11 protein-coding genes and 1 pseudogene are annotated in these 16,292 nt (G+C 61.6%); 8 read left to right on the top strand and 4 right to left on the bottom strand.

What is annotated here, in order from left to right:
• A partial coding sequence (locus V8683_RS19810) for a tetratricopeptide repeat-containing sulfotransferase family protein (protein WP_462880668.1) occupies positions 1–1,816 on the top strand: 1,816 nt, incomplete at its 5' end.
• Positions 1,817–1,870: 54 nt separating this feature from the next.
• Here the strand turns inward: V8683_RS19810 and V8683_RS19815 are convergent.
• Positions 1,871–3,265 (bottom strand): phosphomannomutase/phosphoglucomutase, encoded by a 1,395-nt coding sequence (locus tag V8683_RS19815; protein WP_411190382.1) that lies wholly within the window; start codon positions 3,263–3,265, stop codon positions 1,871–1,873.
• A 288-nt stretch (positions 3,266–3,553) separates the two neighbouring features.
• Here V8683_RS19815 and V8683_RS19820 point away from each other — a divergent pair, with 288 nt between their 5' ends.
• Both V8683_RS19820 and V8683_RS19825 read left to right on the top strand, forming a co-directional pair.
• Positions 3,554–4,816, top strand: a complete 1,263-nt coding sequence (locus tag V8683_RS19820; RefSeq protein ID WP_411190383.1) for an MATE family efflux transporter — start codon at positions 3,554–3,556, stop codon at positions 4,814–4,816.
• The gene (locus tag V8683_RS19825; RefSeq protein WP_411190384.1) at positions 4,813–5,643 is read left to right on the top strand and encodes a glycosyltransferase; all 831 of its coding nucleotides are present in this window, start codon (positions 4,813–4,815) and stop codon (positions 5,641–5,643) included. Before V8683_RS19820 ends, V8683_RS19825 begins: the two co-directional genes overlap by 4 nt.
• A gap of 94 nt (positions 5,644–5,737) precedes the next feature.
• Here V8683_RS19825 and V8683_RS19830 read toward each other — a convergent pair whose 3' ends face one another.
• Positions 5,738–7,630 carry an SAM-dependent methyltransferase gene (locus V8683_RS19830; RefSeq protein WP_411190385.1) on the bottom strand — a complete coding sequence of 631 codons (1,893 nt, stop codon included), beginning with the start codon at positions 7,628–7,630 and terminating at the stop codon, positions 5,738–5,740.
• Between the two features lie 379 nt (positions 7,631–8,009).
• Here V8683_RS19830 and V8683_RS19835 point away from each other — a divergent pair, with 379 nt between their 5' ends.
• Positions 8,010–8,891: a sulfotransferase family protein gene (locus V8683_RS19835; protein ID WP_411190603.1), complete on the top strand. Its 882-nt coding sequence runs from the start codon at positions 8,010–8,012 to the stop codon at positions 8,889–8,891.
• A gap of 294 nt (positions 8,892–9,185) precedes the next feature.
• On the opposite strand, the pseudogene V8683_RS19840 reads toward V8683_RS19835, so the two are convergent.
• Positions 9,186–9,563 (bottom strand): annotated as a pseudogene (locus tag V8683_RS19840) (glycosyltransferase family 2 protein); the annotation flags it as partial.
• A 436-nt stretch (positions 9,564–9,999) separates the two neighbouring features.
• Between V8683_RS19840 and V8683_RS19845 the strand changes: the two are divergent.
• The 4 genes from V8683_RS19845 to V8683_RS19860 all read left to right on the top strand — a co-directional run bounded on the left by V8683_RS19845 (position 10,000) and on the right by V8683_RS19860 (position 14,356).
• Positions 10,000–11,238: a glycosyltransferase family 4 protein gene (locus tag V8683_RS19845; RefSeq protein WP_411190386.1), complete on the top strand. Its 1,239-nt coding sequence runs from the start codon at positions 10,000–10,002 to the stop codon at positions 11,236–11,238.
• Positions 11,239–11,274: 36 nt separating this feature from the next.
• Positions 11,275–12,306, top strand: coding sequence for a UDP-glucose 4-epimerase GalE (gene galE / locus V8683_RS19850; protein WP_411190387.1), 1,032 nt, complete (start codon positions 11,275–11,277; stop codon positions 12,304–12,306).
• A gap of 77 nt (positions 12,307–12,383) precedes the next feature.
• A complete protein-coding gene (gene cysC / locus V8683_RS19855) occupies positions 12,384–13,073 on the top strand; it encodes an adenylyl-sulfate kinase (RefSeq protein ID WP_411190389.1) in 690 nt (229 codons plus the stop codon).
• Positions 13,074–13,123: 50 nt separating this feature from the next.
• Positions 13,124–14,356, top strand: a complete 1,233-nt coding sequence (locus V8683_RS19860) for a sulfotransferase family protein (protein ID WP_411190390.1) — start codon at positions 13,124–13,126, stop codon at positions 14,354–14,356.
• Positions 14,357–14,399: 43 nt separating this feature from the next.
• Here the strand turns inward: V8683_RS19860 and V8683_RS19865 are convergent, their stop codons facing one another.
• Positions 14,400–16,283 carry a polysaccharide biosynthesis protein gene (locus tag V8683_RS19865; protein ID WP_411190391.1) on the bottom strand — a complete coding sequence of 628 codons (1,884 nt, stop codon included), beginning with the start codon at positions 16,281–16,283 and terminating at the stop codon, positions 14,400–14,402.
• Positions 16,284–16,292: the final 9 nt, after the last annotated feature.

Consider the following 16,292-nt stretch of genomic DNA (forward strand, 5'->3'; position numbering starts at 1 on the left):
CCTTAGCGTGCCGGCCGACCCCGCGCAGCCCGCCGGGTGGCTTCAAACCGGGGTGTGGCGGCGGCCGGGGGGGCCCCGTGCGGGCGCGGCGCAACTGCTCGAACGCGCGATCGCCGTTCAGCCCGAACGGGCGATCTTCCACGCTGATCTGGGCCTCGCCCTGCAGGCGATGCACCGGCCGCAGGACGCGCTTGCGGCACTTTCCAGGGCACTCGCCCTGGCGCCCGCGTCCGCCGATATCCTGATCGCCCGCGCGAACCTGCTGCGCGATCTCGGCCGGCCGGCCGAAGCGCTGGACGGCTACGCTGCCGCGCAACGGCTGCAGCCGCAGCGCCCCGACGCGTGGGCGGGCCGCGGCGACGCGCTGCACCTTCTCGGCCGTCGTGCCGAAGCGCTCGCGAGCTACGACCGGGCCCTCGCGCTGCAGCCCGGTCAGGCCGCCGTCTGGTACAACCGCGGGACGTTGCTGCGCGGCCTCGATCGCCACGACGAAGCGCTGACCAGCTTGAACCGCACGCTGGAACTGGAGCCGGATTTCGTCGAGGCGCTAAACAACCGGGGCAACCTGTTGCGGCACTTCAACCGTCATGCCGAAGCGTTGGCGGACTACGACCGCGCGCTCGCGCTGCGCCCCGCGTATGCGGCCGCGCACGGCAACCGGGGCAACGCGCTACGCGAACTGAATCGTCTCGACGACGCGCGAAGCGCCTATCAGCATGCAATCGACGCAGCGCCCGGCGAGGTCATGCATTACCGCAATCTCGCCTCGGTCACGCGCCTGACGCGCGACGACCCCTGTTTTACGGCGCTCGCGCGCTTCGCGCAGCGCGAGGCGGAGCTCGGGCCGCAAGACCGTATCTATCTGCATTTCGCGCTCGGCGACGCGTTGATGGAATCAGGCGAACGCGACGCGGCGTTCGATCATTACCTGAGCGGCAATGCGCTGCAGCGTGCACGCCTGCGGTACGACGAAGCACAGACGCTCGCGGCTTTCGAGCGACTGCGGCACACGTTCACGCCGGCCCATCTGGAAGCGGTACGCGGCGGGGGCGATCCGTGCGACTCGCCGGTGTTCGTCGTCGGCATGCCGCGTTCCGGCTCGACGCTGATCGAGCAGGTGCTGTCGAGCCATCCGCATGTCTACGGCGCGGGCGAATGCGGGTTCTTTGGCGATGCGCTCCACGCGCACCTGCGGCATGGATCCCGCGCCACGCCTGGTCACGAGATCCCGTTCGGCGAACTGGACGCGAACGATTTCACCGCGCTCGGCGCCGATTACCTGTGCCGCATCCGGTTGCTGGGTGGCATCGACGCCGGTTATCGACGCGTCGTCGACAAATCGCTGCCCAACTTCATGAACCTGGGCCTGATTCACCTTGCGCTGCCGAACGCCCGGATCATCCACGCACGGCGGGATGCCGTCGACTGCTGCCTCTCGTCGTTTTCCCGATTGCTGACCATGATGCCGTTCAGCTTCGAGCTGGGCGAGCTCGGGCGCTACTACGCGGCGTACGAGCGGCTGATGGACCATTGGCGCGCGGTCTTGCCGCCCGGCGTCATGCTGGAGGTGCGATACGAAGACATGGTCGGCGACCTGCCGCGCGAAGCACGGCGGATGCTCGACCATTGCGGGCTCGAATGGGATCCGGCCTGTCTCGACTTTCACCGCACCGACCGCGCGGTCGCGACGGCAAGTTCGCTGCAGGTGCGCCAGCCGATCTACGCAAGCTCGGTGCGCCGCTGGCGGCCCGCGCCGGCACAGCTTGCACCATTGATCGAGGGGCTTGGTCTGTCGTCGGCGGACGGCGCGCCGTAGACGGCCGGCTTTTCGGGGCCACCCGCATCGCTGGATGCAGATGGCCCCCTGAGGTCAGAACGGCAGCTTCGCGTCCGGCTTCGCGGCGAGAATCACGCGCTTGAAGTCAGCCTGGATGCGGGCCAGCGCCGCGTCGTTGTCGGCCTCGAAGCGCATCACCACCACGGGCGTCGTGTTCGACGAACGCGCGAGGCCAAAGCCGTCCGGATATTCCACGCGCAGGCCGTCGATCGTGATGATCTCGTCCTCGCCCGTGAACTTCGCTTCCTTCTGCAGCTTCGCGATCAGCGCGAAGTTCTCGCCCTCCTCGAGCTTCAGTTGCAGTTCGGGCGTGGCGTGCGAGTTCGGCAGGCTGTTGAGCAGCTTGCTCGGGTCGGCCACGCGCGAGAGGATCTCGAGCAGGCGCGCGCCCGTGTACAGGCCGTCGTCGAAGCCGTACCAGCGGTCCTTGAAGAACACGTGGCCGCTCATTTCGCCCGCGAGCGGCGCGCCCGTCTCGCGCAGCTTCGCCTTCACGAGCGAATGGCCCGTTTTCCACATGAGCGGCACGCCGCCCTTCTCCTTCACCCACTTCGCGAGATTGCGCGTGCACTTCACGTCGTAGATGATTTCCTTGCCCGGGTTGCGCGAAAGCACTTCCTCGGCGAACAGCATGAGCTGACGGTCCGGGTAAATGATCTGGCCGTCCTTCGTCACCACGCCCAGACGGTCGCCGTCGCCGTCGAACGCGAAGCCGATCTCGGCATCGGTTTCCTTGAGCGCGCGGATCACGTCCTGCAGGTTCTCAGGATGCGCCGGGTCCGGGTGGTGATTCGGGAAGTTGCCGTCCACTTCCGTGAACAGCTCGACCAGTTCGCAGCCCATGGCCTTGAAGAGACGCGGCGCGAGCTCGCCCGCCACGCCGTTGCCGGTGTCGACGACGATCTTCAGCGGACGCGCGAGCTTCACGTCGCTCACGATGCGCGCCACATATTCGTCGGCGATGTCGTACTTCGTGTAGCTGCCCTCGCCCGCGTCGAAGCGGCTATCGACGATGCGCTGGTAGAGCGCCTGGATCTGGTCGCCATAGATCGCCTTGCCGCGCAGCACCATCTTGAAACCGTTGTAGTCGGGCGGGTTGTGGCTGCCCGTCACGACGATGCACGAATCCACCTGGCGCTCGCCTTCCGGCAGCTTCAGCGGCACGCTCGCGGCAAAGTAGCCCACCGGCGTGGGCACCATGCCCACGTCCACCACGTCGACACCCGCCTCGCACAGGCCGTCGGCCAGCGCGCGGATCAGGTCCGGCCCCGAAAGCCGGCCGTCGCGCGCGATCACGACGGCATCGCCGCCCTGCGCGCGCACTTCGCTGCCGAACGCCCGGCCAATGGCGCGGGCGGTATCCGTGTCGAGCGTCTTGCCGATCACGCCGCGAATGTCATAGGCCTTGAAAATCGATTGAGAGATCATGATGAGGCTCGCTTTCCATTGAAGTACGCGCTATTCGTAACACAGCCGGCCCGCGGTCTTCTGCAGGCGGTTACGAAAAGTCGAATCCGTTACAAACTATAATTGCCGTCTTTCGGCCGTCCGGCCGGACGTTGCACTCGACTTTGCACTGCCTGGCACTGTTTGGCCCTGTTAACCACCTATTTTAATGCCCCGCCGTTTCTCCCCGACGACAAAATTAATGTCGCAAAAAATCCTGCTGCCCGAGGGGCGCCCCCTGAGCACGCGGCGTGCCCGGCCGGGTAAGCCATGCTGAGCGTGAAACGCTACGCCAACCCCGACGTCGCCCGGGCCTTGAGCAATATCGTATGGCTCGGCCTCGAACGGGTCACGCAGATCGCAGTCGCCATCGTCATCAGCGGCGTGCTGGCGCGCGACTTCGGCCCGGACGTGTTCGGCAAATGGCAGTACGCGAACACCCTGCTGCTCGTGCTCGCGCCCATTACCTGGGTGTGCGGCGCGGAAATCCTCGTGCCGACCATCGTCAACCGGCCGCCGCAGGAGTTGGGCACGGTGCTCGGCAGCGCGTTCGCCTTGCGCATCGGCGTTTCGGCCGCCGCGCTCGTCGTCACCTGGATCGGCATCGCGGCGGGCGCGACCGATCCGCTCGTCGGGGCTATGCTCGCCGGGCTTGCCGTGACGATGCTGTTTCGCGAGCCCTTCGTCGGCGTCATCAACGCCTGGCTCCAGAGCATGACGTACAGCAAGCCGCAACTGCTGGCGAGCATGACGACCGCCGTGATCAAGGCGCTGCTCGTGGTCCTGCTTGCGCGGGCGGCGTTCCGGCCTGCCGGCTTCGGCTGGTTGTGGGCGCTCGAATCGGCCGCCATTGGCGCGGCGCTCGTGCTCTACTACCGGCGCCGCCACGGCGGCAAGCTCGGCTGGCACGTGGACCGCACGCTGTTCCGGCATTTCGCCACGGCCGGCACCGTGTTCTGGCTCGGGCTCATCTGCATGTATCTGTTCCTGAAACTCGACCGGCTCATGCTCGAACGCACGATCTCGTTCGCGGATCTGGGCCGCTACTCGGCCGCCCAGCAGCTCAACGAAAACTGGATCACGCTCGCGCTGATGCTCGCCCAGACCATCGCTCCCGCCTTCGTCTACCGCGTGCAGGAAACGGCCCGGCTCAAACGCAATCTGCTGCGGATCTTCGCGATGACGGCCGTACTGATGATCGCCGGCGCCCTCGTGCTCGACGCGCTGGCCGGCTTCATCATCGGCCGCGTGTTCGGGCCGGCCTATGCGGGCGCAACGGATATCTTCCGCTGGGCCGTGTGGCTCTCCGTGCCCGCGGGTATCGAGGCGATCGGCAATCTCGTCGTGCTCAAATACCAGGCCAGGTTCGTGCTGCTCGCGAAATGGCTGCTCGCACTCGCGGTAGCCTTTGCCGTGAACCTCGTGGCCATCGCACGCCTTGGCGCCTATGGCGCCCTCGTGGGACTCGCCGCCGGCTATGTTGCGGCCGCCTGCGTGAACTTCTATTACATCCGCCTCAAGCTCGCCTCATGACGAACACCCCCGGGACCCTGCGCGAGGGCGCGCTCGCCGACGTCGCTGTGCTGATGCCCGCGTATAACGGCCAGGCCGATGTCGAGCGCACGCTCGCGTCGTTCCGGGAAGAGGCGCCGATTTACGCGCTCGTCGTGGATGACGGGAGCACGCCCCCCATCGTCGCGCCCGAGGTGCCGGGCATGCGGGTCGAGATTCTGCGCATGCCGAAAAACGGCGGCATCGAGCGCGCACTGGAGGCCGGTATCGACGCGCTCGCCGCGCGCGGCTTTCGCTATGCGGCGCGTATCGACGCGGGCGACCTGGCCGTACCGCAGCGGCTCGCGAAGCAGCGCGCGCGCATGGAGGCATCGCCAAGGCTGGCCGCGCTGGGTATGTGGACGCAGGTGGTGAACCGCGCGGGGGAGCCGCTTTTCATGCTACGGCCGCCCGCCGATGCGCGGACGCTCAGGCGCACGCGTTTTCTTCGCTCACCGCTCGTCCATCCTTCGGTCATGCTGCGCGTGGAGGCGGTTCGGGCGGTGGGCAACTATCGCGTGAAATATCCGGCGGCCGAGGACCTCGACCTGTTTCTGCGGCTGATGGAGCGTTACGACTGCGAGAATCTGGCCGAGCAAGGGCTCTTCTACGAACTCAATGAAGGCGGGATCAGCGCCACGAAGCGGCGGCGTCAGATTGTTTCGACACTGCGGCTGCAACTCGCGCATCTGAATGTGCTGAACTGGCGCGACTGGGCCGGGGTTGCGAAGAGCCTGATGCACTTCGTGACGCCCTATGGGATGCTCCAGCGCGTCAAGCGAAGGATATTCGCGGCGCACCGGCGATGACCTCATCTGCTGCAGGCATTCTGGACAGAGATGAGTGTTAGTGTTTCACGGCAATTTTCCCCATGAGGCGGGAGGTTGGCGATGAAACGCAAAATCAGACGGTGGCCAGCATTAGACGCGCGGGCGCCGCGCCGATGTGTAATCCGTCGGTGCGGTTCGCCAGATAACGCCGGTTCAGTTCGTCCGGGGTCCAGCTGTTGCAGTGGCTGAAGCCCAGCGTGTTCAGCACCGCGGTCAACGCAGCGGGTTCAAAGAAGCTCTTCCACGGCTCGCCACGTTCGGCAAATTGTGCCGTCAACTGCTCCATGGCGATACGCATCATCGGGGGCAAGCTGGGCAGCGGTATCGCGTATTCGAATAACACTGCGCTACCTTTGGCGCAACCAGCGATGAAACGCAAGGTCTCGATGACCGCGGCCTCGTCGAGGTACATGGTCACGCCGAGCCAGCTAAACATGGCCGGCGCATTGGCATCGAAGCCGGCACGCGCCAGGCCCTCGGCAAGGCTGACGCTCTCAAAGTCGACCGGCACGAAATTCAGCGACGGCGGCACGGCGATTCCGGTCTCTTGCAGGCGCGCCTGCTTCCATCGCTGCATGGCCGGCAGATCGACCTCGAAGATACGACCCGGCGCGTCGGGCTGCCGGTACGCACTGGTATCAAGGCCTGCACCAAGGACGACATACTGGCGTATTCCGCGCTCGACGGCCTCGGCCCACACGTCGTCGGCGAGTCGGCTGCGCACGACCACCGAACTGCGCATCCCCAACGACATCGGATGGCGGAACCTGTCGAGGTTGTCACAAAGCGCTTGTGCCTCCGCCGCGCCGAGGATGGTCAACGCGACCGGATCGTCGAACACCAGCGGCCGATCCAGCAGTTGATGCGCAGCCCGCTGAGTTGCGACCATCAGCGCACTGGGCTTGGGTCCGGCGTTTTCCGGCGTCATGTCGTAGCCGGCAGCGTGCGCCTTGTGCAGATAGGCCAGCAACGTATCGTCGAAGCCGACTCCCAGTTGCAGATCCGGTTCGCGCGTCACGGCATCGCGCACACGCGCCTCCAGGACCGCGTCTTCGCCACAGAAGCTGTCGCGAAACAGTTGCTGCCAGCGCCTGACGATCGCCTGCACGGGCGCGGCGCCGGCTTCGACACCTGCCTCCATGTGCGCCCTCAGTTCCATCACCAGCGCCGGCCATGCTTGCATGCAAGTGTTATCGAGCTGGCGCCGCCGCACCTCGTTAGCCTGCGCCGGAGTCAGATACCTGGCGAACAGCGTGCAGCGCGCGTGCGTGAACGCTTCGTCGATCCATGCCAGCATCGCAGCCGTGACGCCAACGATGTGCTGGGCGCGTGGCTCGCCAATCTGCATCTTCATCAGCTTGGTGGCGAGCGTCGGGTCGTTGCGGGTCAGGCGTATCACGAGCCGGGTCCAGCGCCACGCCAGCGCCTCGGCCGCGTCGCTGTCAGCGGGCAGCGCTTGCTGCATGGCATGACGAACTTCATCGATCAGCTCGATCCATGACGGATCCGTCGGAGTGACCGTATCCGGCCCCGAGGCAAACAGCGTGTCGAGTTCTTCGTCGTTGAGGTGCCTTTGATACATATTCATCAGCTCCAGAGTGTTCAACCAGTCAGTCGCCGGAGTCTCGCTGCCGCTGGCGACCATGTCGACGAGGTGTTGCAGATGGCGACTCAGGCGCTGCGCGCGCAACGCCTGTGCGTCGAGCTCCGCGATCTGGCGTCGCAGAATCTGTAGCGGCGTGCCGACCAGTTGGCCATCCAGGCTGGCCTTGATGTCGGGAAGCGAATATCCGAAACGTTTCAGCGCCTCTATGCGATGCAGGCGGATCAGGTCATCACGCCCGTAGAGCCGCGCGCCGCCATCCGTCCGCTGCGAGGGTGACAGCAACCCGATTGCATCGTAGTGATGCAGCGCCCGAACACTCAATCCCGCCTTCTTCGCCAGTTCTCCGATCTTGAGTCGCATGGTTCATCCAGTCGTCGGGAGCCAACTATAGGACGTGACGTAACGTCAGGTGCAAATGAAATTGGCACATTCACGGGCACTTGCCCTGTGGGTCAGGAACGCGAGCCGGTTCAGATTGCGTATGCTGCCCGTCGCCCCCTGGCCGCATCCAATGCGCCGCGTTGACCCACTCTTGCGGCGACCGCTCAGAAGCCGGTTCTGGCAATTGATTTTTTCAAATCGCGCATAAATTACAGCGTTTAATGGTTCGTAAGAGTTCGTTATCGAGCCATGCACTGCTTCGGATAGACTTCCTCGTTCTACCTCATCAGATGGGTGGAAAAAACCCGCACTGGTCAAGTGACGCGTACTCGCGTCTCTTTTGTGAGGTAGGGGCAAGGTGGCTACACTTTTATCGGCGGAAAGCGACAACCAGCAGGACTTCCTTGAATCTGTCATTGCGGCACCAGCGGCTACCGCCGATACCGGCACGCTGATCGTCGTTCTCGGCATGCATCGCGGTGGCACGAGCGCCATCAACCGCGCGATGGTCACCATGGGCGCCGATCTCGGCGACCATCTGGGCACGCCCAAAGCGGGCGAGAACGACAAGGGCTTTTTCGAGGATCTCGATATCGTCGAGATCAACGAGCAGATTCTCGCAGCCACCCATAGCAAGTGGCACACGCTGGCGCCCGTGGATTTCAGCCGTATCGATCCGGCAAAACTGGCTGCCCTGCGAATGCGGGCCGCCTCGGTCCTGCGCGAGAAGTGCCGCAACAGGACATTCGCACTCAAAGACCCCCGACTTTCACGCCTGCTGGCTTTCTGGCAGCCCGTGTTCGATCAGGCTCAACTGCGCGTCGCCTACGTCATTGCCGTCCGCAATCCGGTCAGTGTCGGCCTGTCGCTGCAAAAGAGAAACGGCTTCGCACCAGAAAGATCGTACGCGCTGTGGCTGGGCCACATGGTGCCCGCGCTTCAGGCCACGCACAACAAGCTACGCACGGTCGTCGATTACGACGGTCTGCTGGACTCGCCCCTCGACGAATTGACGAGAATGGCCGGGCAGCTTGGTTTCGCGCTCAACGATGAGCGAGTGCGGACATTCGAGAGCGAATTCCTGGACCGAAATCTCCAGCACTGGCGGTGTGCAACGCACGACCTCGCGGGCATGCGCGCGGTCCCTCAAGAGGTGCGCGAGCTGTTCACGGCGCTTGTCGCAGTCAGCCGTATCGATCGGTGCGCGAATGTATGCGACCTCCCGATCAAGAACCCGTAAAAATTCCGGACTCTTATGCCAGAACTGCCGTATATGCAAATTCATTACCCGAGCGAACAGGGGGTAACTCTGACGAATATCGTCGATTCTCAACATTGGCCCAATGCACTCAACGTCATTGAATGTATTGAGCATTGCCAGGTAGATTTCAATGGCATCCGCACCTACGCTAGCGAGTTCCACGTCACAGTCAGTAACTATATATGCATTGGGTTCGCGAACTGCAAAAACAGCAGAAATCGTTTCATCAACGAGATTCAACTCATCCGCATGAGTAATAGGTGGGCGCCTGAAAACCTGTAACCCGTCTCGCTCCAGGTCATCAAGAATCTCAAGTGTTTGCCGGTCATCACTGCCATTGTCATGCACAAAAATTTCCAATGGAATTGATTGCCGGCGATAAGAGGCAATAGCGCGACATAGCATATCCCCTCTATTGTATGAAATTATAATAAGTGGCAACGGCTTGAAACTCTTCTCACCAGGAAGAGATTCTCGCCTCTCGTACCGTATAACTTTGTATTGCCTTCTTTCGCCAATTCCGTGTTGAAGATAGTGCGTAGCAGCGTCAACACCTGCCGCACGCACATCGGGATTCAGGCGCAGATACTCCTCAGGAGAAAAGTCGGATGGAAGTTGGTCCATAGGTACTCCAAAAAAATGAAAAATCATGATCTGCGGAGCAAAACCAATCACAATAAGATTAATCAGTCCGCGTGGAGCAGGCGCGATGAAAATAGATTAAATCTTAACGATACGCTCAAAAACAGACCAATATCCACCAATTTTCCGCAACATGCAGACAAAAGATGCCGCACTGACCAGAAAATAAGAATTTGCTTACTGGTTAAGTTAGCGCAGCGCCCCCCGCATGACCCATCAGGAGATCGATTCTTCATGTACGCGCCGATCTGGGCAAAGTAATCGATATTATGCCGGACACCAACTGAACACGTCGAAATCACTACTGCGTCGTTGGGGCATACGCCCGGGCCGCCAGCCGGGCGATGGATCCCGTCGTTGCCTTATTCCGCAGATATTCCGACCACGACGACGAAAAATCGCACCAGCCCGACTGGAGCCCTTGCCGATCTCCAGTCGGCATAAAATGTACCCCGCACTTCTCACGGGAGCCGACGCCACACCTCCCGCGCGGTCCCGAACCAAACCTTACGCCGTCACTCGAGTGAACCTTTCTGTCGATCCCGTTACCCGATCCCCCTCGCCACTGCACATTGCTCTCGTCTGCAACACCGCATGGGCGATCTATACCTATCGGCCGGGACTGCTACGCGCACTGACGGAGGCCGGCGCACGAGTCACCGTCATTGCCCCACGCGATCGTACGTTCGCACCACTCACCGCAATGGGGTGTCGCTGCATCGACCTGCCAGTCGCATCGAAGGGCACAAATCCCCTGAGCGATCTCGGCACACTGCGTGCACTCTACCGCCACTATCGCGCGCTTAGGCCCGACGTCGTTTTTCATTACACGATCAAGCCAAATATTTACGGATCGATAGCCGCGTGGCTCGCACGCTTACCCTCGGTGGCAGTGACAACCGGGCTCGGCTATGTATTCATTCAGAAGAGCCGCGCCGCGCGGATCGCCAAGCGGCTCTATCGCTTCGCTTTCCGCTTCCCACGCGAAGTGTGGTTTCTCAACCGCGATGACGAAGCGGCTTTCAAGGATCAGAACCTGCTCGTTCACCCCGAGCGCGCTCGCCTCCTGCACGGCGAAGGCGTGGACCTCGACGAGTTCGCCTTCACGCCGCTGCCCACGGGCGACACCTTCTCGTTCGTGCTGATCGGCCGGCTGCTATGGGACAAGGGCGTGGGCGAGTACGTCGAAGCCGCGCGTGCCTTGCGCGCGCGCTACCCGCATGCGCGTTTCCAGTTGCTCGGGCCGGTGGGCGTCGACAACCCGAGCGCGATTTCGCGCGAGGAGGTAACCGCGTGGGAACGCGAAGGAGTAATCGAATACCTCGGTGAAACCGCCGACGTGCGCCCTTTCATCGCCCGCGCGGACTGCGTCGTGCTGCCGTCCTACCGCGAAGGCGTGCCGCGCACGCTGATGGAAGCGAGCGCGATGGGCCGCCCGATCGTCGCCACCGACGTGCCCGGCTGCCGCGAAGTGGTCGAAAATGGCGTCAACGGGCTGCTTTGCGAGGCACGCGATGCGGCGTCGCTTACGGCGCAGCTGGCGGCCATGCTGGATCTCCCCCAGGCCGAGCGACAAAAAATGGCGGAACTCGGCCGAAAAAAAATCGAGAAAGAATTCGACGAACGTGCTGTGGTACAACGTTACCGCGAACTGGTTCGTCAGATCACCGGCATGACGTTCTGAGCGAACCGGACCTCATTCAAAATTCGGGAATTCAGCATGGCAACGACGACCTCCAAAGGCGCTATCCTCGTGACCGGCGGCGCAGGCTTTATCGGCTCGCATACCTGCGTGGAACTGCTCAACGGCGGCTACGAAGTGATCGCCGTGGACAGCCTCGTGAACAGCCATCGCGAGTCGCTCGCGCGCGTCGAGCGGATTACCGGCAAGGCGGTGACGTTTTACGAAGCCGACGTTTGCGACGAAGCCGCCCTGAACCCGATTTTTGAACAGCATGCCATTGCCGGCGTAATCCACTTCGCGGCGCTCAAAGCGGTGGGGGAATCGGTCGCCAAGCCGATCGAGTATTACCGCAACAACCTCGACGGCTTGCTGGTCGTGCTCGACGTGATGCGCAAGCACGACGTGAAGCAGTTCGTGTTCAGCTCGTCGGCAACGGTGTATGGCGTGCCCGAGCGCTCGCCTATCGACGAGACGTTTCCGCTCTCCGCGACGAACCCGTATGGCCAGTCCAAGCTTATCGCCGAGCAGATCCTGCGCGACGTAGTGGTCGCGGATCCGTCGTGGCGTATCGCGGTGCTGCGTTATTTCAATCCGGTTGGCGCTCACGAAAGCGGGCTCATTGGTGAAGATCCGGCAGGGATTCCCAACAATCTCATGCCTTATGTCGCGCAGGTGGCGGTGGGCAAGCTCGAAAGGCTGCGCGTGTTCGGGGACGATTATCCGACGCCCGATGGCACGGGCGTGCGGGACTATATCCACGTGGTCGATCTGGCGCGGGGGCATTTGTCCGCACTCGACGCGCTCGCGGCGCTCGATGCCGGATTCGTGGTGAATCTTGGCACCGGGCGTGGCTATAGCGTGCTCGAAGTCGTGAAAGCGTTCGAGCAGGCAAGCGGACGACCGGTTCCTTACGAAATCGTTGCGCGCCGGCCCGGCGATATCGCCGAGTGCTATGCGAATCCGGCAACGGCCGAGCGGCTTCTGGGATGGAAAGCGGAGTTCGGGATCGAGCGGATGTGCCAGGATCATTGGCGGTGGCAAGAGAAGAATCCGCAGGGGTTCAAATAACGGCCTCTCCACGAGAGTGCCCACTAACGTCGTGACCGGCACCAAACGATGCAACCGGCTTTACGAGCCGGCATCGAATGTTGCAGATTATTACATCGACGTTACAGGGATTAAATTCCCGCTACAATTTAACGGTTAGGCATCGTCGAATTGGAGCGGGTGCGGTGGAAACAACAACCCCAAAGGGAGTCGTAGTCTGGCTTACGGGCATGTCGGGTGCCGGCAAGTCGACCATTGCGCAGGCGCTGGTCAAGCGACTGCAAACGTTTGCTCTTCGCGCCACCGTGCTCGACGGTGATGCCCTGCGCACAGGTCTCAATTCGGACCTCGGATTTAGCGAAGCGGAGCGTACGGAAAACTTGCGGCGCGTCGCTCATGTGGCGGCGCTGTTCTGCGATGAAGGGTTTGTCGCCATTACTGCGACGATCTCGCCTGAATCGAAGCATCGCGACAACGCGCGACGGATCGTTGGGGATGCGGCGTTTGTCGAGGTCTTCATCGATACGCCGCTCGACGTGTGTGAGAAGCGGGATCCCAAGGGTCTCTACAAGCGCGCTCGCCGCGGCGAAATCAATCAGTTCACGGGTCTGAGCGCCCCATACGAACCGCCTCTCAATCCCGACGTAATCGTTCATACACAGAGTGCCGACGTTACCCAATGCGTCGATCGGATCATTGATTACCTGGTCCGTACGCACCGTATCCAACCAAAACTCAATCAATGGAAAGTGTCTTCCCAGCACCCGCACCTCAGCGCCCCACACTGATTGTCGTTCTGGGCATGCATCGAAGTGGCACCAGCGTAACGACGCGTGCCATGGAAACGATGGGTGCGAGTTTTGGCGACAACCTCATGCCGCCTGCGGCAGGCAACAACCCAAAAGGCTTCTTTGAAGACATGGACGTTGCCGGCCTGGACATCGAATTGATGAACGCGGTTGGCGTGGACTGGCACGCGCTACCCGATCCGGACTTCAACCGTCTTACAAGCGGACAATTCTATGACTTCAGGGCACGCGCGTTGGCGCTTCTGCGCGAAAAATGCCAGAGCGGTATTTTTGCGCTCAAAGACCCTCGAGTTGCACGCCTGCTCCCGTTCTGGCAACCCATATTCGACGAACTCGGCGCCCGCGTGCTTTACGTAGTAGCGTTCAGACATCCGCTCAGCGTCGCCCGCTCGCTCGAAGCACGCGATTCACTTACGGCCGAAAAGTCATATCTACTGTGGCTCGCTCATGTCGTTCCCGCTCTCAGGTACTCCAGCCGGGCGACCCGCGCGTTCGTCAACTACGACACAATGATGGAGGCCCCGCGCGACACGCTTGAGCGCCTAAGCGCGGAACTGAACCTTCCGCTGGATACGGATCGGCTCGAAGCTTTCGAACGCGATTTTCTGGAGAAAGGTTTGCGGCATACGTGCTTCGGCCCCGCAGACCTCGAGCAAGACGGTAACGCACCCTCGATCGTAAAATTGCTGTTTGGTGCACTCAAAGCGTTCGCCGAGGCTCCCTCGTCCGCGAACGCGCAATGCCTCGATGAAATGCTGAGTCGAGCAGAAGCTTTCCTCGCCGACACGGCACCTCTTCTGGCACGCGACTGGCAACGCGAACTGGATCTGCACACTACGCATCAGCACGTTGACGAGTTGGAGCACGCGGTAAGTACGCAGACGGTGCGCACAGCGGACATCGAGCGTGAGCTTGTCCGAGCCAACGGCTGCGTCACAGGCTTGGAACAAGAGCGGCAAACTGCACATGCGCGCATCGAAGTGCTCGAGCAGGATTCGCGATTGGCACATACGCGCATCGAAACGCTCGAACAAGATTCGCAGTTGGCGCATGCGCGCATCGAAGTACTCGAGCAGGATTTGCAGATGGCACACACACGTATCGAAACACTCGAAGAAAACGGTCGTACCCTGGAAACGGTAACAACGGCCCAGCAACGCGAACTAAATCAAGCCCTAACTACGCTGAGCGAGGTGCTCGGATCGACATCATGGCGTGTTACCGCACCACTTCGCGCCGTACGCAGGTGCTTTTCTCATTAAGCAGCATGGGGAATGGTGACGAATCGTCACCATTCCCCATTCTCTAGCGAGCTGCCCGCCCCCCTTGCACATTGACGCTCTGCAGATTTGGAGCAGTCGCCGGCTCATACTCGGGTACCCAACGACGCAGATCGCGTCGTACTTCGTCGTCGCCCGGTACACGGTGCTGCATAAGCCAAGGCAGCAACTCGTCCAGTAGATTAGACGGCACCTCGCGTGCTTTAGCTGTTCGCAGCTTTGGGTGAGGCGTACGGGTGGTCGTCTCATCGTCAGCGAGCAATTCTTCGTAGAGCTTTTCGCCAGGACGAAGCCCAGTGAATACGACGCGAATCTGCTCTTCCGAGAAGCCGTAGAGACGAATCAGGTCGCGCGCAAGATCGACTATCTTCACCGGCTTGCCCATGTCGAGAATGAATATTTCACCGCCGAGCCCCATACTTGACGCCTGCAGTACAAGTTGCGATGCCTCGGGAATCGTCATGAAAAAACGCGTAATTTCCGGGTGCGTAACCGTAATCGGGCCACCCTTCGCGATTTGTTGCTGAAACTTTGGAATCACGCTGCCAGCACTACCCAGCACGTTGCCGAAGCGCACTGTCTCAAACTGGGTGCGCTCGCTCGTCTGCTGCAGGGCTTGGCAAACCATCTCGGCAAGGCGCTTGCTCGCCCCCATGACATTAGTCGGATTCACCGCCTTGTCAGTCGAAATCAACACGAAATGTCGAACTTGATGCTTGATCGCCGCACGCGCCACCCGATATGTTCCCAGTACGTTATTGCGCAGGGCTTGCCACGCGTTGAACTCCTCCATCAGCGGCACATGCTTGTACGCGGCGGCATGAAACACGATATGCGGGGTATAGCGTGACATCACTTGATCGAGCAGCAGGAAATCTTTCGCATCACCGATGATCGGAATAATCGCCTGATCGGGAAAACGCTCACGGATTTCTTCGGTGAGCCGGTAGATCGCGTACTCGGACACGTCGAATGCGATAAGTTGCGCAGGCCTGAACTTCAGAATCTGGCGGCAAAGCTCAGAACCGATCGACCCTCCCGCACCTGTAACCATCGTGACGCGATCGCGCAATAACGCCTCAACGTGCGGCGTGTCGATCGAGACCGCATCGCGACCGAGTAAATCCTCCAGATCGATCTGGCGGATCTGGGAAAGGAAGCCTTGGCCAGGCATCAGCGCCGTGAGCGACGGTATGACCATTGCCTTAATGCCGGAGCGCACGCAGAGGGTAGCCAGGCGCCGCTGGGTTTCCACCGAAGCGGAAGGAATCGCGATAATTGCGTGCTCAACCTTGAGTGCTTCGCTCCAATGCGCCATCTCGTCGATTGGACCGAGCACCTTATAACCATAGACCTCGCGGCCCTGCTTTGCGGCGTCGTCGTCCAGAAGACCGACTAGACGCCATTCGCCCGAGCGGGACAACTCGCGAGCGAGGCTCGCACCCGCCCCTCCCGCGCCAAGCACGATTACCGGCTTACCCTGGCCGACGAGGCCGCCATACATATAGAACTCTTTGGCAGCACGATAAACAGCACGGGCACCGCCCATCGCAAGGAACAGCAGCATCGGCGAAAGCAGCAGCACGGAACGCGGAATAATCGGGCTCGGCTGGAGCATCACCGCGCCGATCATCGCCATGATGCCGCCGGCGGCGACCGCTTTCACTATACGAACGAGATCGGGAAGGCTCGCGAATACCCATAGGCCCCGGTACAACCCGAAGGCCCGAAACATCAGCGCATAAGTCGGCAGCACCCAGACGAGCGTCGTCCACGCCCCTCCGAAAAATTCAGCCGGAATGCGACCATTGAACCGAACGAGGTACGCGACAAGCCAGGCGGCAACAACGGCCACCAAGTCGAAAAGAAATGCACTGAACGACAACCACGTTGCCTTGGATCGAAACATCGGCGGCAA

It is taken from the genome of Paraburkholderia sp. AV2, assembly GCF_054968425.1.